This is a genomic window from Bacteroides thetaiotaomicron VPI-5482, assembly GCF_000011065.1.
Taxonomy (GTDB): domain Bacteria; phylum Bacteroidota; class Bacteroidia; order Bacteroidales; family Bacteroidaceae; genus Bacteroides; species Bacteroides thetaiotaomicron.
In genome coordinates this window covers 1,504,945-1,530,960 of the sequence record NC_004663.1, presented here as the reverse complement: position 1 = coordinate 1,530,960, position 26,016 = coordinate 1,504,945, and the positions used below count along the sequence as shown (strand labels likewise).

Here is a 26,016-nt window from a genome sequence, read left to right as displayed (position 1 = left end):
TAAATAGCATATTGTAAATAGTAAAATAGTACATATAATGACTGCTCAAAGTAATATAACTCCTGAAAGCATAGTTGGCGATCTCCGCTACTTGCAGTTGCTTTCCCGGAGTTTTCCTACTATTGCCGATGCAAGTACGGAAATTATTAATCTGGAGGCTATCCTGAATCTGCCTAAAGGAACGGAGCATTTCTTGACAGACATACACGGTGAATACGAAGCCTTCCAACATGTGTTAAAGAATGCTTCGGGTGCGGTAAAACGCAAAGTGAACGAGATTTTCGGCAATACCCTGCGCGAAGCGGAGAAGAAAGAACTCTGCACGTTGATCTATTATCCGGAAGAGAAAATTCAGCTGGTAAAAGCCCGCGAGAAGGATCTGGACGACTGGTATCTGATCACTCTGAACCAGTTGGTGAAGGTTTGTCAGAATGTATCTTCCAAATATACCCGTTCCAAAGTTCGAAAATCCTTGCCCGCAGAGTTCTCTTACATCATTCAGGAATTACTGCACGAAACGTCTGTCGAGCCGAATAAGCACGCATATATCAATGTCATCATCAGCACCATAATCTCTACCAAGCGGGCGGATGACTTTATTATAGCCATGTGTAATCTGATTCAGCGTCTGACTATTGATTCTCTTCATATTGTGGGTGATATATACGACCGTGGTCCCGGAGCGCACATCATCATGGATACTTTGTGCAATTACCACAACTTCGACATTCAATGGGGCAACCACGATATCCTGTGGATGGGAGCCGCTTCCGGCAATGACAGTTGCATAGCCAACGTGATCCGTATGTCCATGCGCTACGGCAATCTGGGTACTCTTGAAGACGGTTATGGAATCAATCTGCTTCCTCTGGCAACTTTTGCCATGGATACTTATGCCGATGATCCGTGTACCATCTTTATGCCGAAGATGAATTTTGCCGACACCAATTACAATGAGAAGACTTTGCGTCTGATCACCCAGATGCACAAGGCGATTACGATCATCCAGTTTAAGCTGGAAGCTGAAATAATAGACCGTCGTCCGGAGTTCGGGATGAGTAACCGGAAGCTGTTGGAGAAGATCGATTTTGAGCGTGGAGTTTTTGTGTATGAAGGCAAAGAATATGCCCTGCGTGACACAAACTTTCCGACCGTAGACCCTGCCGATCCTTATCGACTGACCGACGAAGAACGGGAACTTGTGGAAAAGATTCACTATTCGTTTATGAATAGCGAGAAGTTGAAGAAGCACATGCGTTGCCTGTTTACGTATGGCGGAATGTATCTGGTTTCCAATTCCAATCTTCTTTATCATGCTTCGGTACCTTTGAATGAGGATGGCAGTTTCAAGCATGTCAAGATACGTGGCAAGGAGTATTGGGGACGCAAGTTGCTCGATAAGGCCGATCAGCTGATTCGTACTGCATACTTTGATGAAGAAGGAGAGGATGATAAAGAATTTGCGATGGACTATATCTGGTATATGTGGTGTGGTCCGGAAGCTCCTCTGTTTGATAAGGATAAGATGGCGACTTTCGAACGCTATTTTCTGGAAGACAAGGAGATACAAAAGGAAAAGAAGGGATATTACTACACGCTTCGCAATCGTGAAGATATCTGCGATCAGATATTAGATGAGTTCGGGGCATTGGGACCTCATTCTCATATCATCAATGGTCATGTGCCTGTAAAGACTATTCAAGGAGAACAGCCGATGAAGGCAAATGGCAAATTGTTCGTTATTGACGGAGGATTTTCCAAAGCCTATCAGCCGGAGACGGGAATTGCGGGCTATACGCTTGTTTACCATTCTCACGGGATGCAGTTGGTGCAGCACGAGCCGTTCCAGTCCAGGCAGAAAGCCATTGAAGAAGGGTTGGATATCAAGTCAACCAACTTTGTACTGGAGTTCAATTCGCAACGGATGATGGTGAAAGACACCGATAAAGGGAAGGAACTTGTGACGCAGATTCAGGATTTGAAGAAGTTGCTTGTGGCTTATCGCATCGGGTTGATTAAAGAGAAAGTATAAATAAGTAATAGGTAATAAGTATTAAGTATTAGGTATTAACCGTAGCTGCCATTTAGAGACGCATCTGTCTGTCATTCAGACGACTGTAAGGAGGAAGAATCTCTTCTTTGTGACTACAAAAGAGGAGATCCTTCGACAAGCTCAGGATGACAGATACTTATGCTCGTCATTATCGAATTGTTTCACTTTGATAAAGTGATGAAAACTTTGAATGACAGATAGATATACCTCTAAATGATAGCTACGGTTAATACCTAATACTTATTACCTAATACTTATTACCTAATACTTAATACTTATTACCTATTACTTATTAATCAGCCTTAGAAGAGGACAATACCTGCTTCTATGATCGCTCCTTTATCGAAATTACCGGATTTGTTGTAATACCGTGTCAGTCCGTAACCACCGGTGGCAAAGATGCCGAATTTCTTGCTGATCTGATATTCCAGATTCGCTCGTGCCTGCAATCCATAAAGGCGTCGGGGAATCACTTCACCCTTGTTGGAGCACGTTTCTATATGCTGGAATCCGAGGTCACCGCTAATGGACAAACCTTTGTAAACAGGTACCGCCAATCCGGCACGGTAAGACGTGCTGATAGAAAATTTATCGTTCAGATTCTGATCGAATGCACCCACTCCCAAGATCGTATAAAACAGTTGGTTCTTGAAACGCACTCCTATGTTGGCGGGCGTGACGTTACCGCCATATACCATCATTTGTATTCTTGTATCGGGATTCGCGTTCACGAGGCCGAGTTGTAATCCTTTCATATCTTCCCTGTAGTAATTGACCAGACCGATCTGAAAGCCATGAGCCTTCGTCGCATAGTTGCATAACCCGATCTGTGCGCCATTCAGGTCTTTTGCGGTGATATTGGCGATACCGGCAATCTGCAGACCGTTCATGTTTTCGCCTACCACATTCAAGAGTCCGGAAGTCATCATACCGTTGAAACTCTGTCCCGTGATATTTGACACGCCGGAAAACTGAAATCCCGAAGCCATGTTTCCCGTCACATTCATCAGACCGCTTATCATTACTCCCGAGTTGTTGTCTCCACCGATGCCGGTAAGTCCCGAAATAATGACCCCCTTTGAGCCGTCGCCTGTGATATTCACTAGTCCGGCGGCGGAAAGCCCTACGGTGTTGTTTCCGCTGATATTGCTGACACCCGCTATCTGAACACCCCGCATCGTACCACCGGCAAGATTGGCTAATCCTGTGATCTGTACTCCGTTCATATCTCCATGAATGACGCTTCCCAGCGCGTTGATGCCAACGCCGTTGAGACGGTTCAGCGTAGACAGCAGACCGAGGTTTACATAAGTCGTCTGAGTGCTGTCATACGGCTGTGTGCAGATGTCTTTCCATAAGGAAAGGTTGATGCCCGCACTCTTGTTCTGTGCCGGCAAACAAACGGCAGCCATCAGAACAGCTGCCGTGAATATTGTCTTTATTATCTTCATCTTTATTATAACTCTTTTTTTCAGTTTAGGTTCACAGAGTATTCCCTTAATCCTTCACTTCCTTTATCCTTTCGCTTCCTGATACAGATAGCGTTTGATGCTCTTCTTCGGGGTCTTTTCAAATTCTTCGGGATATATCTTCATTTTTAGTATTTGGCTGTATGCCGGTAACATGGCGTTCAGTGCTACGCGGTTTTCTTCCATTACCCGTTCGATGTCCTCATTCTTCAGACCATGGGCGAATGCTTCGTCAAAGTCCGGATAAACCAGTCCGACGAGTTTCTCGTTCTGCTGTACGATGATGCTTTCCGATACGTATGGCAGATTGTTCAGTTTATCTTCGATTTCTTCGGGGTAGATGTTCTGTCCGCTGGCGCTGAGCAACAGGTTCTTGCTGCGTCCCTTGATGGTGATATTGCCTTCGGCGTCCATCAAGGCGAGGTCGCCTGTGTGCAGCCAGCCGTCTTTGTCGATCACTGCTTCTGTCGCTTCGCTGTTCTTGTAATATCCCAGCATTACGTTAGGCCCTTTGCAGACGATTTCGCCAACGATATTTTCCGGATCGGAAGACAGCACCCGTACGTCCATACGCGGCGCGGCTTTTCCGCACGAACCCGGCTTGAATCTTGTCCAGTCTTCGTAGCAGATGATCGGACCGCATTCTGTCATGCCGTAGCCTACTGTATAAGGGAAGTCTATCATTTTAAGGAATTGTTCCACCTCCTGGTTGAAAGCTGCTCCACCTACGATGATTTCTCTGAAGTTTCCACCGAACGCTTTGATCATTTCTTCGCGTATGGTTGCTTTTATCTTGTCGTTGATGATGGGTACTTTGAGTAAGATTTTCATGGTCGGCGTTTCCAGTTTCGGGAGTACGCTCTTCTTGATAATCTTTTCGATGATGAGTGGAACGGCGACGATGAGATTCGGTTTTACTTCTTCGAATGCCTGGAAGATAATCTTCGGACTCGGCATACGGGTGAGGAAGTAGATATGGCAGCCGACGGAGAACTCATAGAGGAACTCGAAGGCCAGTCCGTACATATGTGCCATAGGAAGCATGGAGACGATCTTGTCTCCGGCTTTCAGTTCGAGCACTTCATACGCGAACTTGGTGTTCGACCAGAGGCTGCGGTAGGGGAGCATGACTCCTTTTGAGTAGCTCGTTGTGCCGGACGTGTAGTTGATTACTGCCAGTTCTTCGGGTTCATCCTTATGGTATTCGATGTGTTCTTTGCGGAAGTTCTTCGGATATTTCTTGCCGAACATTTCGTTCAGATGTTCACGTGCGTGCGTCAAGCGTTCGCTGCGTGATACCAGTAAGGTGAAGTCGTTCATCATCAGAATACCTTCCAGCAGGGGCATTGCCGATTCGTTGAGGTTTTCCCACACCATGTCTCCTACAAATAGTAATTTGGCTTCGGAGTGGTTGACGATGTTGTGCACATTGTCCGCCTTGAACTCGTGAAGGATGGGGACGATGACTGCTCCATACGTCAGTGTGGCGAGGAAAGTGACTCCCCAATGGGAACTGTTTCGGCCGCAAACGGCGATTTTGTCTCCCTTGCGGATTCCGCTTTCTTCAAAGATGATATGGAGTTTTTCGATTTTTCGAGCAACGTCTTTATACTGAAGGGTGGCTCCCTTATAATCTGTCAGGGCGTCTAAGTCCCAATTGTTCTTGATACTATTTTCAATGTAAGCTATAAAACTCTTTTCCATTGTTTTTGCACATTTGGTATTAAATTGTGCAAATATAGTAATTAAATTAAGAATGAAGAATTAAGAATGAAGAATTTTTGGAAATGGGGAGTCTTGGGGTAATAAGGGACTAAGATGTGGAAGTATGGGAAAAGTGTTGGGAAGTATAGGGGAAGGAGTTGTGCCACGCCTTTGGCACAAGTGTTTCCGGCCTGTGGCACGATTGTTCCTTACAGATGACATTACTGTTCTCTCTATAAGAAAAGGAAGTTATCAATGCTTGTTAGGGTCGATAAGAATGCATGGTAATGTCATTAACAATGCTTGTTAAGACAGTCCACAATGCATGTCGCAGTCATTAACATGGATTAATCCGAAAAACCGGTTGTTTTCAGTCTGTTCCTAATGAGCTGAATTAGAAGTCGGTAGTGTCTTACTTCTCCTCCTTCGGGAAGGAGGAGTACCCGTAGGGGGAGGTGGTAGGTAAGCATATAACTTAATTTATTATTATTAGTTTATGTGTTCACCTACCACCTCGGTCTTCGACCACTCCTCCTTCCCGAAGGAGGAGAATGTAGATACTACCGACTTTTTAGTCAGCCCCAATGCGGATAGTTCTTTTTGAATTTATTTCAAGTACCATTCGTACATTCTCCGTACTCCTTCCTCTATTTCTATTTTGTGATGCCATCCCAAAGAGTGTAGTTTGGACGGATCGGTCAGTTTGCGCATAGTGCCGTCCGGTTTGCTGCTGTCGAAGGTTAGTTTGCCTTGATAGCCTACCGTTTCTACAATTCGTTCGGCGAGTTGGCGGATGGTGATTTCCTTTCCCGTTCCGATGTTGATATGGCAGTTGCGGATATCCTTGTCACCTTCTTTGTAGGTATCTTTGAAGTCCACGTGTTCCATTACGAATACACTGGCGTCGGCCATTTCTTCGCTCCAGAGAAACTCGCGCAGGGGAGTTCCCGTGCCCCACAGAGTCACTTCCGTTTCGCTGATACCGTATTTGCGGAGGATATTCAGAATGTCCGCCTTGGGGCTGTCGCCATTGACGCCTTCTACAGGACGTTGGTTCATATCCTTGCGGACAGCTTCCCAGTCTCCTTCCTTCAGACAGTGCGCAAGATGAATCTTACGGATCATGGCAGGCAGGACATGGCTGCGTTCCAAGTCAAAATTATCATTCGGACCGTATAAGTTGGTCGGCATCACGGCGATGTAATTCGTGCCGTATTGCAGGTTGAAGCTCTCGCACATTTTCAGTCCGGCGATCTTGGCGATGGCGTATGGCTCATTTGTGTATTCCAGTGGTGAAGTCAGCAGGACTTCTTCTTTCATCGGCTGTTCGGCGTCACGCGGATAGATGCAGGTGCTGCCCAGAAACAGCAGTTTCCGGACGTTATGACGGAAACTTTCACCGATGACGTTCTGCTGTATTTGCAGGTTCTTATAAATGAAGTCGGCACGATAAATACTGTTTGCCATGATGCCGCCTACGAATGCAGCAGCCAGAAACACATACTCCGGTTGCTCTTCGTCGAAAAAACGGCGGACAGCTACACCGTCGAGCAAATCCAGTTCTTGATGCGTACGCCCGATCAGATTGGTATATCCCTTATCCTGTAAATTCTTCCAGATAGCAGAACCCACCAAACCGTGATGCCCTGCTACATAGATTTTTGCATTCTTTTCCATGATTAAGTATCATATATGAACACGGATTACTCCGGTTATGCGCATCTCATGTAAAAAATGAAGATCGTTGAATCGGCGTAATCCGTGTTCGGTTTGAGGTCTGTTAGTGCTTGGTAGCGATCATTCTTCTTACTTTTTCCATGTCATGGCGCACCATGATGCTTACCAGTTCTCCGAACGATGTCTTCCTTGGGTTCCATCCCAGCAATGTCCGGGCTTTGGTAGGATCTCCTAACAGTTGTTCCACTTCTGCCGGACGGAAATATTTGGGATCAACCTCTACCAATACTTTTCCGGTAGCCACGTCGATACCCTTTTCGTCCACGCCTTCGCCTTCCCAACGAAGTTCGATGCCTGCCTCCTTGAATGCCAGTGTGGCAAATTCGCGTACGGTGTGCATCTCTCCGGTGGCGATTACGAAATCTTCCGGAACGTCATGCTGAAGAATCAGCCACATACATTCCACGTAATCTTTCGCATACCCCCAGTCACGGCGGGCATCCAGATTACCTAAATACAGCTTGTCCTGCTCGCCTTGCGCGATACGTGCGGCAGCGAGAGAAATCTTGCGGGTAACGAATGTTTCGCCACGACGTTCGCTTTCGTGATTGAACAAGATGCCGTTAACGGCAAACATGCCATAGCTTTCACGGTAGTTCTTGGTGATCCAGAAGCCGTACTGCTTTGCCACTCCGTAGGGAGAGCGGGGATAGAACGGAGTCGTCTCCTTCTGCGGAACTTCCTGCACCTTGCCGAAAAGCTCGGAGGTGGAAGCCTGATATATCCTTGTTTTCGTTTCCAGTCCCAGGATGCGTACGGCTTCGAGCATACGCAGTGTGCCGATAGCGTCTGCTTCGGCAGTATATTCGGGCACGTCGAATGATACCTTCACATGACTCTGCGCTGCCAGATTGTAGATTTCATCCGGTTGCACCTGCTGTATGATGCGGATCAGTGAGCTGGAGTCCGTCATATCGCCGTAGTGCAGGTTGATGGTACGTTTCTGTTTCATGTCGCGTACCCATTCGTCAAAGTACAAATGCTCGATACGTCCGGTATTGAATGAGGAAGAACGACGGAGGATACCGTGTACTTCGTAACCTTTTTGCAAGAGAAATTCGGCAAGATAAGAACCATCCTGTCCGGTGATGCCTGATATAAGGGCTGTTTTCATATTCCTTTATTTTTTATTTGAAAATACGGGGGACAAATTTCGTTATTTTATGCTGTATATGCAAACCAAGTCAGTTTTATTTTCCCGTTCCTTTTCCCATCACTTTGTCTATGATCAACGCGATGGCTCCGTCGCCCGTCACGTTGCAGGCAGTACCGAAACTGTCCATGGCGATGTAGAGCGCGATCATCAGTGCCTGTGCCGACTCGTCGAAGCCGAGCATCGATTGCAGGATACCGAGTGCCGCCATGATGGCTCCTCCCGGAACGCCCGGTGCGGCTACCATCGTGATGCCCAGCATAAAGATGAATCCGGCAAACAGCGGGAAGTCGAACGGCATTCCCTGCATCATCATCAGTGCCAGTGCGCAGGCCACGATTTTCAGCGTGCTGCCGGACAGGTGAATGGTGGCGCAGAGCGGAATCACGAATCCTGCAATGTCGGCGGATACTCCGTTCTTCTTCGTCTGCTCCAGCGTCACCGGAATGGTGGCTGCGGACGATTGCGTGCCCAATGCGGTGAAATAGGCCGGCATCATCCTGCCCAGCAACCGGAACGGATTCTTACGGACAAAGAGTGCCGCAATGGAATACTGAAAGACGAGCAGGAAGATATGCAACAGAAAGATAACTCCGATGATTTTGATAAAGACCATCAGAATGGCATATACTTGTCCGGAATGAGTCATATTCAGGAAAATGCCGAAGATGTAAAGCGGCAGCAAAGGCAGGATGACCGCACTGATCATGCGTACGACGATTTTCTGAAAATCCCGTGCTACACTCTTCAGAGCATCGCTGTGCAGTGCCGCCAGTCCCAATCCCAGTGTGAAGGCAAGGATCAATGCCGTCATGACATTCATCAGCGGAGGGATGGATACGGAGAAGTAGGGGAGAATGCCGTGCGCTTCGCTGACTTCTTCGAGCGGTACGCCCACTTCGATGAGCGAGGGGAACACGGTGACACCGGTGAAGTAGGACAGGAAGCCGGAGAAGAGCGTCGCACCGTAAGCGATGAGGGCGGTGACAAGCAGCATCTTTCCTGCACCTTTGCCGATGTCGGCAATGGCTACGGTGACCAGTCCGACGATAATGAGCGGGATGGAGAAGTTAAGAAATTCACTGAAAATTCCGTTGAACGTAACGAATATTCGCACCAGCGGAGCCGGAAAAATAGTGCCAATGGCAATACCTAAGATGATAGCAATAATGATGCGTGGCAGCAGGCCGATCTTAATCTTCTTCATTCTGATAGTTATTTGTTGACTACAAAAATAGTATTTTAATCTAAAACTAGCGAACAAATGTGCTTTTCAAGTGTTTCTTACATAAACAATATTTTAAAATATATAAGATATGGCAAATCAGAATAAAACAGATATCGGGTTGATCGGTCTGGCAGTGATGGGTGAGAACCTTGCTTTGAATATGGAAAGCAAGGGCTGGCACGTCTCTGTTTACAATCGTACCGTCCCCGGAGTGGAAGAAGGAGTAGTAGACCGCTTCATGAATGGTCGTGCAAAAGGTAAAAACATTGAAGGTTTTACAGATATAAAGGCTTTTGTGGAATCAATCGCCACCCCTCGCAAGATTATGATGATGGTACGTGCCGGCAGTCCGGTAGACGAACTGATGGATCAGCTTTTCCCTTTGCTTTCTCCCGGAGATATTCTGATTGACGGTGGTAATTCTAATTACGAAGATACCAATCGCCGTGTAAAATTAGCAGAATCGAAAGGCTTCTTGTTTGTAGGAAGCGGAGTGTCGGGCGGTGAGGAAGGTGCGTTGAACGGTGCTTCCATCATGCCCGGAGGATCGGAGAAAGCGTGGCCGGAAGTGAAGCCTGTCTTGCAGAGCATCGCGGCGAAAGCGCCGGACGGAACTCCCTGTTGCCAGTGGGTAGGCCCTGCCGGATCGGGACATTTTGTGAAGATGATTCACAATGGTATCGAATACGGTGATATGCAGTTGATCGCCGAGGCTTACTGGGTGATGAAGAATCTCATTGATCTGACGAATGAGGAGATGGCGGACGTTTTTGCCCGTTGGAATGAAGGGAAGTTGCGCAGTTATCTGATTGAGATTACTTCTAATATTTTGCGTCACAAGGATAAATCCGGTGGGTATCTGATCGATAAGATTCTCGATGCTGCCGGACAGAAGGGGACGGGAAAGTGGTCTGTCATCAATGCGATGGAGTTGGGGATGCCGTTGGGCTTGATTGCCACGGCGGTGTTCGAACGCAGTCTGTCGGCTCAGAAGGAGTTGCGTCATCTGGCTTCCAAGCAGTTCTTGTGCAAGCATACATTACCTATATATAATAAGGCGGAATTGGTGAAGGAGATATTTTCTGCGCTTTACGCTTCCAAGCTGGTGTCGTATGCGCAGGGTTTTGCTGTGTTGCAGCGGGCTTCTGATTCTTTCGGATGGAATCTGGATTTGGCTTCCATTGCCCGTATGTGGCGTGGGGGATGTATCATCCGCAGTATTTTCCTGAATGATATAGCTGCTGCTTTTGAGGCGGCGGATAAGCCGAAGCATTTGTTGCTGGCTCCTTACTTCCGTGAGGAGATCAAGTCTTTGCTCCCCGGATGGAAGAATCTGGTGGCGGAGGCGATGAAGGAGGAATTGCCTGTTCCGGCTTTCTCTTCGGCTTTGAATTATTTTTATTCGCTGACTTCTGACAATTTACCTGCCAATCTGGTGCAGGCGCAACGAGATTATTTCGGTGCGCATACGTTTGAGAGGAAGGATGAGCTGCGCGGACAGTTCTTTCATGAGAATTGGACGGGGCACGGAGGGGAGACGAAGTCGGGGACTTATAATGTATGAGTACTTTTCTTTTGCCTTGATGCAAAAGAAAGGTACCAAAAGAAAAAATCAAGGCTGCACCTACGGAGCTACTCCGGCCGCATCTCCGGCTAAAGGGCAGGAACTCGCTCCGCTCAAACAGCCTGCCCTTCTTCACGCCGGAGATACAGCCTCCGCTTGACGCTCCTTCGGTGAGGCCGGGAGACCGTTCGGATGGTAAGTTGTAGGTGGGGGTAGTAGTGGGTGTGTGGGTGATTATGCGTTAGGGCGGTTGGTTGAGATTGGTCGGTTTGTCGGTTGGTTGAGGCTGGTCGGTTTAGGTGCGGTGATGGATGGATAAAAGGTAAAAAGTTAAAAATACGACGATGGATAAATTTGCAATGATTATTTTTGGTGCTTCGGGCGACTTGACTAAACGCAAGTTGATGCCCGCATTGTACTCTCTGTATCGGGATAAACGGCTGACGGGGAGTTTTACTGTTCTGGGAATTGGGCGTACTGTCTATTCTGATGAAGATTACCGTTCATATATACTTGGGGAGTTGCAGCAGTTTGTAAAGGCTGAAGAGCAGAATTTGGAGCTGATGTCTTCTTTTGTGTCTCATTTGTATTATTTGCCGATGGATCCTGCGAAAGTGGAGGGATATTCGCAGTTGCGGGAGCGTTTGGTAGAGCTTACGAAGGAGGTCGATCCGGATAATTTGTTGTTCTATCTGGCTACTCCGCCTTCGCTGTATGGGGTGGTGCCTTTGCATTTGAAGGCGGCCGGGCTGAATACTCCTCATTCTCGTATTATTGTTGAGAAGCCGTTCGGGTATGATCTGGAGTCGGCGCTTGAGTTGAATAAGATTTACTCTTCTGTGTTTGATGAGCATCAGATTTATCGTATCGATCATTTTCTGGGCAAGGAGACGGCGCAGAATGTGCTTGCTTTCCGTTTCGCCAATGGTATTTTTGAGCCGTTATGGAATCGTAATTATATTGATTATGTGGAGATTACTGCTGTAGAGAATCTGGGTATTGAGCAGCGCGGAGGTTTTTACGAGACGGCGGGGGCTTTGCGGGATATGGTGCAGAATCACCTGATTCAGCTCGTAGCTCTTACGGCTATGGAGCCGCCGGCGGTATTCAATGCGGATAATTTCCGGAATGAGGTAGTGAAGGTTTATGAGTCGCTGACTCCGCTTACGGAGACGGACTTGAATGAACATATCGTTCGCGGACAATATACGGCTTCGGGCAATAAGAAGGGGTATCGTGAGGAAAAGGGAGTGGCTCCCGACTCGCGTACGGAGACTTATATTGCGATGAAGCTGGGCATCAGTAACTGGCGTTGGAGCGGGGTACCGTTCTACATCCGCACCGGTAAGCAGATGCCGACGAAGGTGACGGAAATTGTCGTTCACTTCCGCGAGACGCCCCATCAGATGTTCCGCTGTTCCGGCGGTAACTGTCCGAGGGCTAATAAGTTGATCCTTCGTTTGCAACCAAACGAGGGTATTGTGTTGAAGATCGGAATGAAGGTTCCGGGTGCAGGTTTCGAAGTCCGTCAGGTGACGATGGATTTCAGTTACGCACAGTTGGGCGGCGTGCCGAGCGGTGACGCTTATGCCCGTCTGATTGACGACTGCATTCAGGGAGATCCGACCTTATTTACTCGAAGTGATGCTGTAGAGGCTTCCTGGAACTTCTTTGATCCGGTCTTACGTTATTGGAAAGATAATCCGGACGCACCTTTGTACGGCTATCCGGCAGGTACGTGGGGACCTCTCGAAAGTGAAGCTATGATGCACGAGCATGGGGCAGACTGGACCAATCCGTGTAAGAATTTAACAAATACAGACCAATATTGCGAACTATGAAACTATCTGTTTTCCCGTCGTCTATGGAGACAGCCCGTTCGTTGATATTCCACCTGGTGGATATCATGAATGCTGAACCGGACAAAACGTTCAACATAGCAGTGAGTGGTGGCAGCACTCCCGCCTTGATGTTTGATTTATGGGCAAATGAATACGCTGATATTACTCCTTGGAAGCGTATGAAACTTTATTGGGTAGACGAACGTTGCGTTCCTCCCGAAGATTCTGATAGTAATTATGGAATGATGCGTTCCCTGCTTTTGGGGATAGTGCCCATTCCTTACGAAAATGTATTCCGCATCCGCGGAGAAGTGAAACCGGCAAAAGAAGCGGTCCGCTATTCCGAACTTGTCAGCCAGCAGGTACCCAAGAAAAATGGCTGGCCCGAATTTGACATTGTGCTGTTGGGAGCGGGAGATGACGGACATACTTCCTCTATCTTCCCCGGACAGGAGGCTTTGCTCTCTTCCGACCAGATTTATGTGACCAGCACTCATCCCCGCAACGGACAGAAACGTATTGCAATGACCGGATTTCCGATCTTGACCGCTCGCCTTGTTATTTTTCTGATTACCGGAAAGGCGAAGGCGGAAGTGGTGGAAGAAATTTGCCACTCGGGAGATACGGGGCCGGCGGCTTATATAGCGCATCATGCGGAGAATGTCGAACTCTTTATGGATGCCGGAGCCGCGATGTATGTGCGGAATGACTGAAAAGAGAGAGACAATATAAAGACAAAGTATATTATATATAAGAAGAGAGAGTAACATTGGAGAAGAGAGAAGCTCACGGGGTCGAAGCCGGGAGCTTCTTGCCTATGTAGCCATTCGGTTTTGATTCGGTTTTATCACCGGATATATCTTATGGGCGAAACTAAAAAACTAAAATTAAAAGAATATGAATCCATTTCAAAATTCGTTCGGCGGTCATATCCCACAGGATGTGGCCGGAAAACAGGGAGAGAATGTAATATTTATAGTCTATAACCTGACAGATTCCCCCGATACGGTTGATAAAGTAAAGGATGTATGTGCCAATTTCTCGGCAATGATCCGTAGTATGCGCAATCGTTTTCCTGATATGCAATTCAGTTGCACGATGGGATTCGGGGCTGATGCGTGGACGCGGCTTTTCCCCGATAAGGGTAAACCGAAAGAGCTGAGTACTTTCTCCGAGATAAAAGGGGAGAAGTATACAGCTGTTTCTACTCCCGGTGATTTGTTGTTCCATATTCGGGCGAAGCAGATGGGGCTGTGTTTCGAGTTTGCTTCTATCCTTGATGAGAAGCTTAAAGGGGCTGTGGTGTCTGTTGATGAGACGCATGGATTTCGCTATATGGATGGTAAGGCGATTATCGGCTTTGTGGACGGTACGGAGAATCCTGCTGTCGATGAGAATCCCTATCATTTTGCGGTGATAGGCGAGGAGGATGCGGATTTTGCAGGAGGCAGTTATGTGTTTGTGCAGAAATACATTCATGATATGGTTGCGTGGAATGCGCTTCCGGTGGAACAACAGGAAAAGGTGATCGGACGTCATAAGTTCAATGATGTGGAGCTGTCGGACGAAGAGAAGCCGGGGAATGCGCATAATGCTGTGACCAATATCGGTGATGATCTGAAGATTGTACGTGCCAATATGCCGTTTGCCAATACTTCGAAGGGGGAGTATGGTACGTATTTTATTGGGTATGCTAGTACATTCAGCACGACTCGCCGGATGTTGGAGAATATGTTTATCGGCAGTCCGGCGGGCAATACCGACCGCTTGCTCGATTTCAGTACGGCAATAACGGGGACGCTTTTCTTTGTGCCGTCGTATGATTTGCTGGGCGAGTTGGGTGAGTAAATCACCGGACGGTGCGAACTAGATAAAACGTGGTGGGAAGTTCGGAAAAGATGGTTATGTTTTCCGGATTTCCCACCACGTTTTACTCTTTGAACTCTGTTTCTTTTTGTACTTTCTTCCGAATTTCATGAAATAAAGGGGAAAAAGTGAGAGGAGTGAGAGAGGATTTCTAACATTCGTATTTTTTTTAGTTGAAAATTAGAGAGTAGAAACAGTGAAATAAAAATATAAAAGTTGCAATTCCTCCCTCACACCTCTCACTTTTTTAGGATAAACTTCTTTTTCCTATGCCCTTTGTACTATTGTCGGATCATTGGGAGATTTCTTTAAGAAATCGTTTCTGATAACGTATGCATCCATCTTCTCTGTATCGAAGGGTTTCAGTAAAGAAGCTATTTCGGCCTTGCTCAATGAGGGATTGAGCCATTTCTCTTCCTCCTCTTGGGTGAGTATGGCGGGCATCCGGTGCTTGGTGTTATCGATGTAATCGGTCAGCGAATTGGTGTCAGTGGTGATGATGGAGAAAGTTTCGTGTTCCTCTCCCGTATCCTTGTCCAGCCAACGGTCGTAGATGCCGGCCATCGAGAAGATAGGTTCATCTTTCACATATATATAATAAGGTATTTTGTTTGCTCCTTCATGCCTCCATTCAAAATAGCCGGTACTGGGCACTATGCACCGTTTCTTCATGATCGGTTCGCGGAAAGACGGTTTCTCGAAAATGGTATCCGCACGGGCATTGAGTGTCATCTTTCTTATTTCTGTCGCATCCTCTTCGCTTCTTACCCAGAAAGGGATGAGTCCCCAGTTGAAAACCTGTACTTCGTCCGAAGAAGTAATGATAGGATATCTGGGGAAAGTGAACGCATTCACATGATACTGTTCGTCAAGAATGCTTTGGTAAATCTCGACTACATCCGATTGGCGTCCGTAACGGGCGGCAACTTTGATGGCTTTGGCTGACATGGAGTTGTGGAAACACATATTATCTGCAATTAATGTTTATAATTTGGTTGATATCAGTAGTATAACGTCCGGAGAGCTGTTCTTGTTTGAGCATCCCCCCTATAAACAAACGGAGTCAAGTCTTTGCTCGCAAAAAGAAATGTATTAAGATTTAATAGAATATAAAAGAGCTTTAGGTATAATCAAACTTTATGTTATTTTTCTTTGATTTAGTGCTATCGTCCAGCTTGTTCTATAAATAGATAAATAAAAAGTGCTTCCTAGATCGTCCGCCGACGAGGAAGCACTCAACACAAAAACTAAACTAGACTTAACTAAACTATTCTATTCTTGGAATTTCACAATCCCTTTCTGTTCGTTGCAAAGTTACATATAAAACCGATTTCTGACAAACTATAATCGACAAAATTCACTTTTTTGCCGATAAATTAGACAATCATCAGCTTCTTTCATCCAAAAATGCCTGAAAAACCTGCTTGTAACTATCACTAATGGGGATATACGTTTTGTCAAAGACGATACGTCCACGGTCGATCACCCGTATTTTGTCCTTTTGGACGATGAATGAACGGTGTACACGTATGAACCGGCTGGAAGGCAAAAGCTCTTCCATGGCTTTCATGCTCATGAGTGACAAGATGGGTTTGGCATCATCTTCCGTATATATTTTGATGTAATCTTTCAGTCCTTCGATGTACATGATCTTTTTCAGTTCTACCTGTACCAGCTTATAGTCGCTTTTTACAAAGATGCTGTCTATCTCTTCCGGCTTCTGCACCAGCTCGAACCATTGCAGGGCTTTATTGGCTGCTTGCAGGAAATCGACATACGAGATCGGTTTCAGCAGATAATCGAGTGCATTGACACGATAACCGTCGATAGCGTATTGACCGAATGCGGTGGTAAAAACGATACGCGTACGGGAATCTACCATTTGTGAGAACTCCAGTCCGTTAAGTTCCGGCATCTGAATGTCAAGGAAAAGAAGATCGACTTCTTCGCCCGGCAACTCCTTCATTGCCTGAACTGCACTGGAATATTTTCCTGTAAGTTGCAGAAACGGAGTCTTATTCACATAACTTTCCAGTAGGCCCAGAGCCAATGGCTCATCATCTACAATGGCACAACGTAATATCATAATTCTCTATATTTTATTTAATTACCTAAACCGAATATACTCTCAATTATTACCTATTACTTAATACTTATTACTTATTAATACTCTCCCTCACACGGATGCTCAGCCTTGATCTATACTCCTTGCCGTCTTCTGAAATACCTTTCTGCCAGGTATACTGGCCTGGATAAAGAATCTCCAGTCGTCGGTTCACCTGTTCCAGTCCTATCCCCGAACCACTCTTGTCCATTATGTTCTTCGGGTGGTTGCTGTTGCTTATCTCGCAGATCACTTCCGTCTCATTTTCCGCAAGATGGATATGGATAAAACTCCGTTCCGTAGGCGATATACCGTGCTTGAAGGCATTCTCAATTAGCGAGATAAAGATAAGCGGTGCGATAAGAGTCCGACTGTCCGGCAGTATATCAATCTGCGTAGTCATCTGTACATTGGAGGACAGGCGGATGCGCATCAGTTCGATATAGTTGCGGATAAAGTCAGTCTCTTTGCCTAGCGGGACGTAGGTCTGCTGATTATCATACAACACATAGCGTAGGAGCTTGCTTAGTTCCTGCACAGCTTGTTGCGCCTTGTCTGTATCAAAAGCAATTAAGGCATAGATATTGTTCAGCGTATTGAGCAGAAAATGTGGGTTCAGTTGATTGCGCAGATTCTTCAGTTCCGCTTCCGAACGGTTCCGTTCCGCTTCCTTACGGGCAGCTTCCGCTTGTGTCCATCGGGCACTCATACGTATGGCGGCACTCAGTCCAATGGTGAAGACGAGACTCAGCATATCTCTGACAAAGAACAGCCATCCCGGAGGACCACCCGACCGGTGAGGCTTGGGAACAAAGGAAGGATCGAATGTCAGACTCCGCCAAAGGTGCAGCATCAGACCGATGACACACAACAGGAGAATATTGTAAGTAATATATCTCTTGGTCTGGCTCTGAAAAAGATATCGGGGAACCAGCAGGAAGTAGTTGACGTAGAACGCGATCATGAAAGACAACGGTACGGCAGAATGGCGTAAGTATGCCATCCAGTTGATGTTTCCGTTTTCGCGCTCTACAAAGAAGAACGGAAAACCGAACATAATCCCCCAGCCGATAATGTGTATCAGTGCTTCCAGGGGACGACGTGCGGATGTTAGGCTTTGTTTCATAAAGACAAAGATAGTTTTTTATTCGTATCTGATTGCCTCTATCGGGTCTAAATCTGCTGCTTTCTTTGCAGGATACCATCCGAAGAAGACTCCGGTGACGGTGCAGACTGCGAAAGAAAGGAAGACACTCCAAGGTTGGATGAAGATAGGCCAGTGTGCCACGCTCTTCACGATCCAGCTGGCTCCGCAGCCTATGATGACTCCGATAAGACCTCCCGTAATACTGATCATGATAGCCTCGATGAGGAACTGGCTCAGAATATCAACGCCACGTGCGCCGACGGACATACGCAGACCGATTTCACGGGTACGTTCGGTGACGGATACGTACATAATATTCATGATACCGATACCGCCCACTACCAGAGATATTCCGGCAATACAGGCGAGCAGGGTGGTCATCAGATCGGTGGTAGAGTTTAGCATCGTACTCAACTCCTGTTGGGTACGGATGGTGAAATCGTCTTCGTCCGAAGCTTTCAACTTATGGTTGCGCCGCAGGATTTCCGTGATTTCATCGGTAGCATACTCGGTCATGTCTTCCGATAGGGCAGAAGCAAAGACACCCTGAAGATAGGTGACGGCAAGCAATCGTTTCATGACGGTGGTGTAAGGAGCCAGTACGATATTGTCCTGATCCTGTCCCATAGAGTTGTACCCTTTGGCTTTGAGCACACCGACCACCCGGAACGGTATCTTGTTGAAGCGGATGATTTTCCCTATCGGATCGCTTCCGTCCGGAAAGAGGTTGTCTACAATCGTTTTACCGATCACGCAGACCTTAGCCGAACTTTGTATGTCGGCTTCCGTAAACATATCTCCACTTTCTACACTCAGCTGACGGATGTCGAGATACTCCAGCCCAACACCGCTGACGGATGACGGGTAGTTGTTGTTACCCGCGATAAGCTGTCCCGACGAAGACACATTAGGACTGATGGCGGACAGGAAATTGGTCTCATCGCGCAAGGCCTCATAGTCGGTCAGCTTCAACGTCTGCATAGCCGATGGGTCTTGCCGGACCCCCCCCCGTCTGTCGGCTCCCGGATGGATCATGATCATGTTCGATCCCATCTCCGATATCTGTTGCTGGATGCTTCGCTTCGATCCCTGACCGATAGCGAGCATCGTGATGACGGAAGCGACACCGATGATGATACCAAGCATGGTGAGGAAAGCACGCAGCTTGTTGTTCGCCAATGCCCGGAGAGCTATTTTAAATAAGTTAGTTCCATTCATAAACTACTATTACTTATTACTTAATACTTAATATTTGATACCTAATACTTAATACCTGATACCTAATACTTATTACCTATTACTTATCTTCAATCCTCATCGCTTTTGGGCAATGCGGCTAGTGCTTCGGCGGCGGACAGGACATGCGTGTTGACTGTATCTTCAATGACATGACCGTCGCGCAGGCGGATATTCCGGCTGCTGTATTGCGCGATTTCGGGATTGTGCGTTACGAATATAATGGTACGTCCTTCCGCATGAAGCTTTTGGAACAGGACAAGTATATCAAAAGACGTACGTGTGTCGAGATTTCCGGTTGCTTCGTCGGCAAGGATGACCGCAGGGTTGTTTACCAGTGCACGGGCGATGGCTACGCGCTGCATCTGTCCTCCGGACATCTGGTTGGACTTATGCTCCAACCGGTCGCCCAGGCCTACTGCCTGCAACGCTTCGATGGCACGCCGGCGACGTTCAGAAGCACTCACTGACGAATTGTACATCAGCGGTAACTCTACGTTTTCCACAGCCGTCGTCTTGGGCAGCAAGTTGTAGCTTTGGAAGACGAAGCCGATTTTCCGGTTTCTCAGTACGGCACGCTGAGGCTTGCTCATGGTACGCACGGAGATGTCATCGAGCAGATACTCCCCGCTGGTAGGAGTGTCCAGACAGCCCAACGTGTTGAGCAGTGTGGACTTTCCCGAACCGGAAGTACCCATAATGGTCACAAACTCACCTTCGTTGATGGTGAACGAAACGCCCCGTAACGCATGGACGGTTTCTTCTCCCACCTGAAAGTCTCGTTTGATATTTTGAAGTTCAATTACTTTTTTCATACTTGGCTACTTGTTGCTTTTCTTTTTGTTGTTTCCCGGAGGTCCTGGCATGAACGGGCTTCTTTCTCCGTTTCCCTGACCCGGTTCTCCATCCATACTCTCGCCCGGCATAGCACCGATAGTGGCTTCCGTGATGACCTTGGTTCCTTCGGCAACACCACTGATGATCTCTGTGGAAATACCGTTACTGATTCCGATTTCTACCGGATGAGCCGTAAAGGTGGTTCCTTCGCGCGTCCATACCTTATGTTCGCCTTCGCAATCTTTCACGATATCATTCTTACCGATCAACGGTGCTTCGGGGGTGAAACGCAAAGCTCTGTTGGGGACAGACAATACATCTTTCTTATCAAGGATAAAGATAGTCACATTGGCTGTCAGACGCGGTTTCAGCTTCAAGTCCGGATTCGGAGCAGAGATCACTACTTCATAAGTGACTACCGTGCTGGTACTTGAACTGGCGCTGCTGCTACTGCTTGCATCTCCCAGACGAATCTGTGTCACGACTCCGTCAAACACATCATTCGGATAAGCATCGACAGTAAAGCTGGCGCGCTGTCCTTCTTCAATACCGCCTATATCTGCTTCATCCACGTCTGCTACTACCTGCATCTGTGTCAGGTCGGCCGCAATGGTGAAGAGGGTAGGAGTTTCGAATCCGGAAGCTACGGTCTGTCCGGCTTCTACATCGCGGCTGATGACAACTCCGTCTATCGGAGAAGTAATCGTAGCATATGACAGGTTACGTTCTGCTTTTGCCAGAGATGCCTTGCTGCTGTCGAAAGCGCTCTTGGCCTTCTGATAATTATAGAGAGCCTGCTCGTAGTCGGTATCGCTGATCAATGACTTATCGTGCAATCCCTTGCTACGTTCGTAGTTCTTCTTCTGATATTCAAATTCGGCTTTGGCACCATCGTAAGTTGCCTGCTGGGATGCCAGTTCACTCTGTAAAGTGACACGGTCCATCTCGGCAATCAGCTGTCCTTTGGTTACTACCGAGTTGTAATCTACATAAATTTTGTCGATGATACCGGATACCTGCGTACCGACTTCTACTTCTATCACCGGTTCGATTGTTCCGGTGGCAGTCACCGAATTGGAGATATCGCCTTTACTGACAGTCGCACTGGCATACATCACCTTGTGCTTTGCCGGAGAACCTGTAAAGAACCAGATTCCTCCGCCCACTACTACGGCAACTGCCACAGCGATCAGGATAATCTTTTTCGTTTTCATTCTATATTCTGTTTTACTTATTTATATTCCGCTTTTAGTAAGGAAGAAGGCTTATAATGCCAGTTTGTCTCCTTGGTAGAACTTCAGCAACTGAGTGTTCAGTATCGCCATGTATTTGGCTTGAAGCTGCTCCTGCTGTGCTTGTAGCAAGTTGTTCTTTTCCGTCAGCAACTCTACTGTATTCTTCATGCCCAGATTGAACTGTTCGCTGATCAGGTCGTAGCTGATCTGTGTACTTCTCAGCTTTTCGTTCGCTGCCGCATAACGTTGCTGCGCACTGTTTGCATCCAGCCAAAGTCCTTCGATGGTCTTATACAGTGTTTTCTGTTCGTCGAGCAGCGACAGCAGACTTGTTTCGCGCTGTAACTTCGCTTTCTGCACGGCACTCTTGGTCTGACGGTTATTGAAGATAGGAACGCTGACAGAAACTCCGATGGAGTTGTTCCATCCGTTCTTTACCTGTTCTCCGAAGGTGAAGTCACTGCCGCTGGTGTGGTTCGTTCCGATACCTGCACTCAGACTGATGGTGGGGAGATATCCCGCTTTGGCGATATCGATACCCAGTTCCGAAGCCTCTACGCTCAGTTTGCTCGCCTCGATTTCCGGACGGAGGGTGAGCGCGCTCATATACACATCTTTCTTGGTGGGCAATGGCAACAGTACGTTTTCGTCGGACAGGGCGGGGAGATAGACATTCATTTCATTCTCCCCATCCAATTCGAGCAGTTGTTTCAGTTGTAATTTGTAGTCCTGCAGAGTGGCTTGCGCTGTTACTAATTGATAACGGTCGGTGCTGACTTGAGCTTCCAGTTGTGCCAGATCACTTTTGGCAATGCTTCCGGCATTCAGAAGTTCCTGTCCGCGGTCGCGTTGCGCAATGGAAACTTGCAGCGTGTTTTCATTAACCTTGACGGACTCCGCTGCATAGAGAATCTGAATGTAAATCTGAGCAATAGATTCCTGAATACTATTCTCGGACGTTTCTACATCCAGATTGGCTGCCTGATTGTTCAGCTTCTCCTGTTTGATGGTGTTCAGTCGCTTGCTACCATTATAAATGGTCCACGAAGCATTCAGACCATAATTGCCATTGTAACTGGTCTTGCTGGTTGTCTCGATCACCTCGCTTCCGCTGATCGTTCTGCTTGATTCCTGATACGGACGGTTCACCATGTTCTGGCTCGTTGAGAACGACAGACTGGGGAACAGGGCAGCTTTGGCTGTCTTCACATCGATCTGTGTACTTTCCGCATTCACCCGGTTTTTGCGAATCGTAATGTTCTGTTGCAACGCATAGTCGATGCACGACTGTAAATCCCATTGGGCGGGGAGATTCATCTCGCTCTGGGCGGCTGTCTGCACAGAAGATTCCTGGGCGGATATACCGGGCAGCAGACCCGCTCCAAGAAATGCTATCACTGTCAATCTTCTTACATTTATCATATTTTTATATGTCTATTGATTTACTGGAACGAAGGTACGTACATATTATATTAGCTGCAAAAGCGATAGACAGATGGCGCTTTTTCGCCGTTAAATGTTTTTTTTCTGTCGATAGGCAGGTTTTTTGAGAAAAACCATACAAATCATGCAACATTTTGCCTTACTTGTTTGTTTTAATTATAAAAATTGTATATTTGTACTCATTACAAATTCTAAGGTCAGCTTATGAAGAATACACTGCTTGCAATATGGAACTTTTATTTGGAGGGTTTCCGTAGTATGACGTTAGGTCGTACTTTGTGGCTTATTATCTTAGTGAAATTATTCATTATGTTCTTCATCCTCAAAATTTTCTTCTTTCCCGACTTTCTCGGCGATCATCCTACAGATGCCGACAAGGGTACGTATGTGGGAAATGAGCTGATACAGCGTGCACTTCCGGAGAAAACCACTGATTTTTAACTCTTAAACTACATAAGATTATGATTGAAAGTATTGACACCTCGCTGATCGATTGGTCGAGAGCCCAATTTGCGATGACAGCCATGTACCACTGGATTTTCGTTCCGCTCACCCTCGGACTGGCTGTGGTGATGGGAATAATGGAGACGTTGTATTATAAAACAGGCAATGAATTTTGGAAGCGGACAGCCAAGTTCTGGATGAAACTTTTCGGTATCAACTTCGCCATTGGTGTAGCGACAGGATTGATCCTGGAGTTTGAGTTTGGTACGAACTGGAGTAATTATTCTTGGTTTGTAGGTGATATTTTCGGTGCACCGCTTGCTATTGAAGGTATTCTGGCGTTCTTTATGGAAGCCACGTTTATCGCTGTCATGTTCTTCGGATGGGATAAGGTGAGCAAACGCTTCCACCTTGCTTCTACCTGGCTGACTGGTCTGGGGGCTACGATCTCCGCTTGGTGGATTCTCGTAGCAAACGCATGGATGCAGCATCCGGTAGGTATGGAGTTCAATCCCGATACAGTGCGTAATGAGATGGTTGATTTCTGGGCGGTGGCAACTTCGCCTGTAGCGGTCAACAAGTTCTTTCATACGGTATTGTCCGGATGGGTACTTGGTGGCGTGTTCGTTGTAGGAATCAGTTGTTGGTTTCTGCTGAAGAAACGTAATCGCGAGTTTGCGCTTGCAAGCATAAAGATCGGTGCTATCTTCGGGCTTGTCTCTTCACTGCTGGCTGTATGGACGGGCGATGGTTCCGGCTATCAGATTGCACAGACCCAACCGATGAAACTGGCGGCTGTAGAGGGACTTTATGAAGGAGGAACCAATGTAGGTCTGGTGGGAATAGGAATGCTGAACCCCGAAAAGAAGACTTACAATGATGGGAAAGACCCTTTCCTGTTCCGGATTGAGATACCCAGTATGCTTTCGTTCCTTGCCGAGCGGGATGTGGACGGGTATGTCCCCGGAATTACCAATATTATCGAAGGCGGCTATCAGCTGAAAGACGGTACGACTGCTTTGTCGGCAGCCGAAAAGATAGAGCGGGGTAAGACCGCTATCGGAGCGCTGGCTGCTTATCGTGCAGCGAAGAGCGCCGGGCACGAGGAAGATGCCGCTGTTGCCTATCAGGTTTTGCAGGAGAATATGCCATACTTCGGATACGGATATATTAAAGATGTGAATCAGCTGGTTCCGAATGTTCCTCTGAACTTCTACGCTTTCCGTATAATGGTTATCCTGGGCGGATATTTTATCCTTTTCTTCATAGTTGTGCTCTTCTTTATATATAAGAAAGATTTGAGTAAGATGCGCTGGATGCATTGGATCGCTCTGCTGACCATTCCTTTGGCTTACATTGCCGGACAGGCAGGATGGGTGGTTGCCGAATGCGGTCGTCAGCCTTGGGCTATCCGCGATATGCTTCCTACATCGGCGGCTATCTCTAAATTGGATGTAGGCTCCGTTCAGGCTACTTTCTTTATCTTCCTGATCTTGTTTACCGTAATGCTGATTGCGGAGATAGGGATTATGGTGAAGGCGATTAAGAAAGGACCGGAAGAAGAGATAAGTAATAGGTAATAGGTATTAAGTAATAATCGTAGCTGCTGACTGATTTATCAGCATGGTTATTACTTATTACCTATTACTTATTACCTGTTACTTATTACTTAAAACTTAATACTTACATATTATGTATATATTTCTACAACAATATTGGTGGCTGGTCGTTTCCTTGCTGGGGGCCATACTTGTATTTTTATTATTTGTGCAGGGAGGAAATTCTTTATTGTTCTGTTTGGGTAAGACGGAGGAACATCGTAAGATGATGGTGAACTCTACTGGACGTAAGTGGGAGTTTACGTTTACTACGCTGGTAACGTTCGGAGGTGCTTTCTTTGCTTCGTTCCCGTTGTTTTACAGTACCAGTTTCGGTGGGGCTTACTGGCTTTGGATGATTATTCTTTTCAGTTTTGTGTTGCAGGCTGTGAGTTACGAGTTCCAGAGCAAGGCAGGGAATTTGCTGGGTAAAAAGACCTATCAGACTTTCTTGGTAATTAATGGGGTTGTAGGACCTCTGTTGCTGGGTGGAGCAGTTGCTACTTTCTTCACCGGTTCTGATTTCTATATCAATAAGGCGAATATGACGGATACGATTATGCCGGTTATCAGTCATTGGGGAAATGGATGGCACGGACTGGACGCGTTGACTAATATCTGGAATGTTATTCTCGGACTGGCTGTATTCTTTTTGGCGCGTGTGTTGGGTTCGCTCTATTTCATTAATAGTATAGCGGATAAGGAACTGACCGATAAATGTCGTCGTGCAGTATTGAATAATACTATTTTCTTCCTTGTATTCTTTTTGGTATTTGTAATCCGTACATTGGTTTCTGACGGTTTTGCTGTCAATCCGGATACATTGGAGGTTTATATGCAGCCTTATAAGTACTTTATCAACTTTATAGAAATGCCGGTAGTTCTGATCATCTTCCTGATAGGTGTAGTATTGGTACTTTTTGGAATCGGTAAGACAGTTCTGAAAAAGACTTTCGACAAAGGAATCTGGTTTGCAGGGATAGGTACAGTGCTGACAGTCTTGGCTTTGTTACTCGTAGCCGGATATAATAACACTGCTTATTATCCTTCATATACGGACTTGCAAAGTTCGCTGACATTGGCTAACAGCTGTTCGAGTGAATTTACGCTGAAGACTATGGCTTATGTCTCTATTCTTGTTCCGTTTGTGATAGCTTATATATTCTATGCATGGCGTAGTATCGACCGCCATAAGATTACAGAGAAGGAGATGGATGAAGGAGGACATTCCTATTAAATATAACTTTTCCTAAATGGAATAACCGATTGAATATTTTATTGGGATTTACCGGAAATTCCCCTTATATAAGGCAATTTCTATGATATGGAGTTGACTTACATAAGGGGAGTTCTTTTA

21 protein-coding genes are annotated in these 26,016 nt (G+C 46.6%); 9 read left to right on the top strand and 12 right to left on the bottom strand.

Features of this window, described 5'->3' with window-relative positions; translation table 11 throughout:
* Positions 1 to 37: 37 nt before the first annotated feature.
* Positions 38 to 2,032, top strand: coding sequence for a fructose-1,6-bisphosphatase (locus BT_RS06205; protein WP_008763412.1), 1,995 nt, complete (start codon positions 38 to 40; stop codon positions 2,030 to 2,032).
* A 323-nt stretch (positions 2,033 to 2,355) separates the two neighbouring features.
* Here BT_RS06205 and BT_RS06200 read toward each other — a convergent pair whose 3' ends face one another.
* The 5 genes from BT_RS06200 to BT_RS06180 form a co-directional block, all read right to left on the bottom strand.
* Entirely contained in the window at positions 2,356 to 3,504 is a 1,149-nt protein-coding gene (locus BT_RS06200) for an LA_2272 family surface repeat-containing protein (protein ID WP_011107664.1), read from the bottom strand.
* Positions 3,505 to 3,567: 63 nt separating this feature from the next.
* Positions 3,568 to 5,226 carry an AMP-binding protein gene (locus tag BT_RS06195; protein WP_011107663.1) on the bottom strand — a complete coding sequence of 553 codons (1,659 nt, stop codon included), beginning with the start codon at positions 5,224 to 5,226 and terminating at the stop codon, positions 3,568 to 3,570.
* 606 nt (positions 5,227 to 5,832) lie between these two features.
* The gene (locus BT_RS06190) at positions 5,833 to 6,903 is read right to left on the bottom strand and encodes a GDP-L-fucose synthase family protein (RefSeq protein ID WP_008763415.1); all 1,071 of its coding nucleotides are present in this window, start codon (positions 6,901 to 6,903) and stop codon (positions 5,833 to 5,835) included.
* Between the two features lie 103 nt (positions 6,904 to 7,006).
* Positions 7,007 to 8,077: a GDP-mannose 4,6-dehydratase gene (gmd, locus tag BT_RS06185; protein WP_011107662.1), complete on the bottom strand. Its 1,071-nt coding sequence runs from the start codon at positions 8,075 to 8,077 to the stop codon at positions 7,007 to 7,009.
* 76 nt (positions 8,078 to 8,153) lie between these two features.
* Positions 8,154 to 9,323 (bottom strand): dicarboxylate/amino acid:cation symporter, encoded by a 1,170-nt coding sequence (locus BT_RS06180; protein WP_011107661.1) that lies wholly within the window; start codon positions 9,321 to 9,323, stop codon positions 8,154 to 8,156.
* Positions 9,324 to 9,432: 109 nt separating this feature from the next.
* Between BT_RS06180 and gnd the strand changes: the two genes are divergently transcribed.
* The 5 genes from gnd (at position 9,433) to BT_RS06155 (ending at position 14,597) form a co-directional block, all read left to right on the top strand.
* Positions 9,433 to 10,908 (top strand): decarboxylating NADP(+)-dependent phosphogluconate dehydrogenase, encoded by a 1,476-nt coding sequence (gnd, locus tag BT_RS06175; protein WP_011107660.1) that lies wholly within the window; start codon positions 9,433 to 9,435, stop codon positions 10,906 to 10,908.
* Complete coding sequence (locus BT_RS06170; RefSeq protein ID WP_225018366.1) at positions 10,901 to 11,068, top strand: hypothetical protein; 168 nt, start codon at positions 10,901 to 10,903, stop codon at positions 11,066 to 11,068. Before gnd ends, BT_RS06170 begins: the two co-directional genes overlap by 8 nt.
* A gap of 184 nt (positions 11,069 to 11,252) precedes the next feature.
* Positions 11,253 to 12,749, top strand: a complete 1,497-nt coding sequence (gene zwf, locus BT_RS06165; protein WP_008763420.1) for a glucose-6-phosphate dehydrogenase — start codon at positions 11,253 to 11,255, stop codon at positions 12,747 to 12,749.
* Positions 12,746 to 13,462, top strand: a complete 717-nt coding sequence (gene pgl, locus BT_RS06160; RefSeq protein WP_048696912.1) for a 6-phosphogluconolactonase — start codon at positions 12,746 to 12,748, stop codon at positions 13,460 to 13,462. The genes zwf and pgl overlap by 4 nt, the downstream gene beginning before the upstream one ends.
* A gap of 184 nt (positions 13,463 to 13,646) precedes the next feature.
* Entirely contained in the window at positions 13,647 to 14,597 is a 951-nt protein-coding gene (locus tag BT_RS06155; protein ID WP_011107658.1) for a Dyp-type peroxidase, read from the top strand.
* A gap of 285 nt (positions 14,598 to 14,882) precedes the next feature.
* On the opposite strand, the gene BT_RS06150 is transcribed toward BT_RS06155, so the two are convergent.
* From BT_RS06150 to BT_RS06120, 7 genes are all read right to left on the bottom strand, one after another.
* Positions 14,883 to 15,581: an SOS response-associated peptidase gene (locus BT_RS06150; RefSeq protein ID WP_008765986.1), complete on the bottom strand. Its 699-nt coding sequence runs from the start codon at positions 15,579 to 15,581 to the stop codon at positions 14,883 to 14,885.
* Positions 15,582 to 16,002: 421 nt separating this feature from the next.
* A complete protein-coding gene (locus tag BT_RS06145; protein ID WP_008763423.1) occupies positions 16,003 to 16,701 on the bottom strand; it encodes a LytR/AlgR family response regulator transcription factor in 699 nt (232 codons plus the stop codon).
* A gap of 70 nt (positions 16,702 to 16,771) precedes the next feature.
* The gene (locus BT_RS06140; RefSeq protein ID WP_008763424.1) at positions 16,772 to 17,845 is read right to left on the bottom strand and encodes a sensor histidine kinase; all 1,074 of its coding nucleotides are present in this window, start codon (positions 17,843 to 17,845) and stop codon (positions 16,772 to 16,774) included.
* Between the two features lie 18 nt (positions 17,846 to 17,863).
* Entirely contained in the window at positions 17,864 to 19,084 is a 1,221-nt protein-coding gene (locus BT_RS06135; protein WP_008765923.1) for an ABC transporter permease, read from the bottom strand.
* Between the two features lie 89 nt (positions 19,085 to 19,173).
* Entirely contained in the window at positions 19,174 to 19,917 is a 744-nt protein-coding gene (locus BT_RS06130) for an ABC transporter ATP-binding protein (protein ID WP_008763426.1), read from the bottom strand.
* Between the two features lie 6 nt (positions 19,918 to 19,923).
* A complete protein-coding gene (locus BT_RS06125; RefSeq protein WP_011107657.1) occupies positions 19,924 to 21,153 on the bottom strand; it encodes an efflux RND transporter periplasmic adaptor subunit in 1,230 nt (409 codons plus the stop codon).
* A gap of 51 nt (positions 21,154 to 21,204) precedes the next feature.
* Positions 21,205 to 22,596: a TolC family protein gene (locus tag BT_RS06120; protein ID WP_011107656.1), complete on the bottom strand. Its 1,392-nt coding sequence runs from the start codon at positions 22,594 to 22,596 to the stop codon at positions 21,205 to 21,207.
* Positions 22,597 to 22,821: 225 nt separating this feature from the next.
* Here BT_RS06120 and BT_RS06115 point away from each other — a divergent pair, with 225 nt between their 5' ends.
* The 3 genes from BT_RS06115 (at position 22,822) to BT_RS06105 (ending at position 25,896) form a co-directional block, all read left to right on the top strand.
* Positions 22,822 to 23,058: a DUF4492 domain-containing protein gene (locus BT_RS06115; RefSeq protein WP_008763429.1), complete on the top strand. Its 237-nt coding sequence runs from the start codon at positions 22,822 to 22,824 to the stop codon at positions 23,056 to 23,058.
* Between the two features lie 20 nt (positions 23,059 to 23,078).
* Positions 23,079 to 24,641, top strand: coding sequence for a cytochrome ubiquinol oxidase subunit I (locus tag BT_RS06110; RefSeq protein WP_008763430.1), 1,563 nt, complete (start codon positions 23,079 to 23,081; stop codon positions 24,639 to 24,641).
* Between the two features lie 112 nt (positions 24,642 to 24,753).
* On the top strand, positions 24,754 to 25,896 hold the full coding sequence (locus BT_RS06105; protein WP_008765918.1) for a cytochrome d ubiquinol oxidase subunit II: 1,143 nt from the start codon (positions 24,754 to 24,756) through the stop codon (positions 25,894 to 25,896).
* The last annotated feature ends 120 nt before the right edge of the window (positions 25,897 to 26,016 follow it).

Bases quoted from the DNA above. Each gene is read 5' to 3' on its own strand.
- BT_RS06205 (WP_008763412.1), top strand. From the start codon at position 38: ATGACTGCTCAAAGTAATATAACTCCTGAAAGCATAGTTGGCGATCTC.
- BT_RS06200 (WP_011107664.1), bottom strand. From the start codon at position 3,504: ATGAAGATAATAAAGACAATATTCACGGCAGCTGTTCTGATGGCTGCC.
- BT_RS06195 (WP_011107663.1), bottom strand. From the start codon at position 5,226: ATGGAAAAGAGTTTTATAGCTTACATTGAAAATAGTATCAAGAACAAT.
- BT_RS06190 (WP_008763415.1), bottom strand. From the start codon at position 6,903: ATGGAAAAGAATGCAAAAATCTATGTAGCAGGGCATCACGGTTTGGTG.
- gmd (WP_011107662.1), bottom strand. From the start codon at position 8,077: ATGAAAACAGCCCTTATATCAGGCATCACCGGACAGGATGGTTCTTAT.
- BT_RS06180 (WP_011107661.1), bottom strand. From the start codon at position 9,323: ATGAAGAAGATTAAGATCGGCCTGCTGCCACGCATCATTATTGCTATC.
- gnd (WP_011107660.1), top strand. From the start codon at position 9,433: ATGGCAAATCAGAATAAAACAGATATCGGGTTGATCGGTCTGGCAGTG.
- BT_RS06170 (WP_225018366.1), top strand. From the start codon at position 10,901: ATGTATGAGTACTTTTCTTTTGCCTTGATGCAAAAGAAAGGTACCAAA.
- zwf (WP_008763420.1), top strand. From the start codon at position 11,253: ATGGATAAATTTGCAATGATTATTTTTGGTGCTTCGGGCGACTTGACT.
- pgl (WP_048696912.1), top strand. From the start codon at position 12,746: ATGAAACTATCTGTTTTCCCGTCGTCTATGGAGACAGCCCGTTCGTTG.
- BT_RS06155 (WP_011107658.1), top strand. From the start codon at position 13,647: ATGAATCCATTTCAAAATTCGTTCGGCGGTCATATCCCACAGGATGTG.
- BT_RS06150 (WP_008765986.1), bottom strand. From the start codon at position 15,581: ATGTGTTTCCACAACTCCATGTCAGCCAAAGCCATCAAAGTTGCCGCC.
- BT_RS06145 (WP_008763423.1), bottom strand. From the start codon at position 16,701: ATGATATTACGTTGTGCCATTGTAGATGATGAGCCATTGGCTCTGGGC.
- BT_RS06140 (WP_008763424.1), bottom strand. From the start codon at position 17,845: ATGAAACAAAGCCTAACATCCGCACGTCGTCCCCTGGAAGCACTGATA.
- BT_RS06135 (WP_008765923.1), bottom strand. From the start codon at position 19,084: ATGAATGGAACTAACTTATTTAAAATAGCTCTCCGGGCATTGGCGAAC.
- BT_RS06130 (WP_008763426.1), bottom strand. From the start codon at position 19,917: ATGAAAAAAGTAATTGAACTTCAAAATATCAAACGAGACTTTCAGGTG.
- BT_RS06125 (WP_011107657.1), bottom strand. From the start codon at position 21,153: ATGAAAACGAAAAAGATTATCCTGATCGCTGTGGCAGTTGCCGTAGTA.
- BT_RS06120 (WP_011107656.1), bottom strand. From the start codon at position 22,596: ATGATAAATGTAAGAAGATTGACAGTGATAGCATTTCTTGGAGCGGGT.
- BT_RS06115 (WP_008763429.1), top strand. From the start codon at position 22,822: ATGAAGAATACACTGCTTGCAATATGGAACTTTTATTTGGAGGGTTTC.
- BT_RS06110 (WP_008763430.1), top strand. From the start codon at position 23,079: ATGATTGAAAGTATTGACACCTCGCTGATCGATTGGTCGAGAGCCCAA.
- BT_RS06105 (WP_008765918.1), top strand. From the start codon at position 24,754: ATGTATATATTTCTACAACAATATTGGTGGCTGGTCGTTTCCTTGCTG.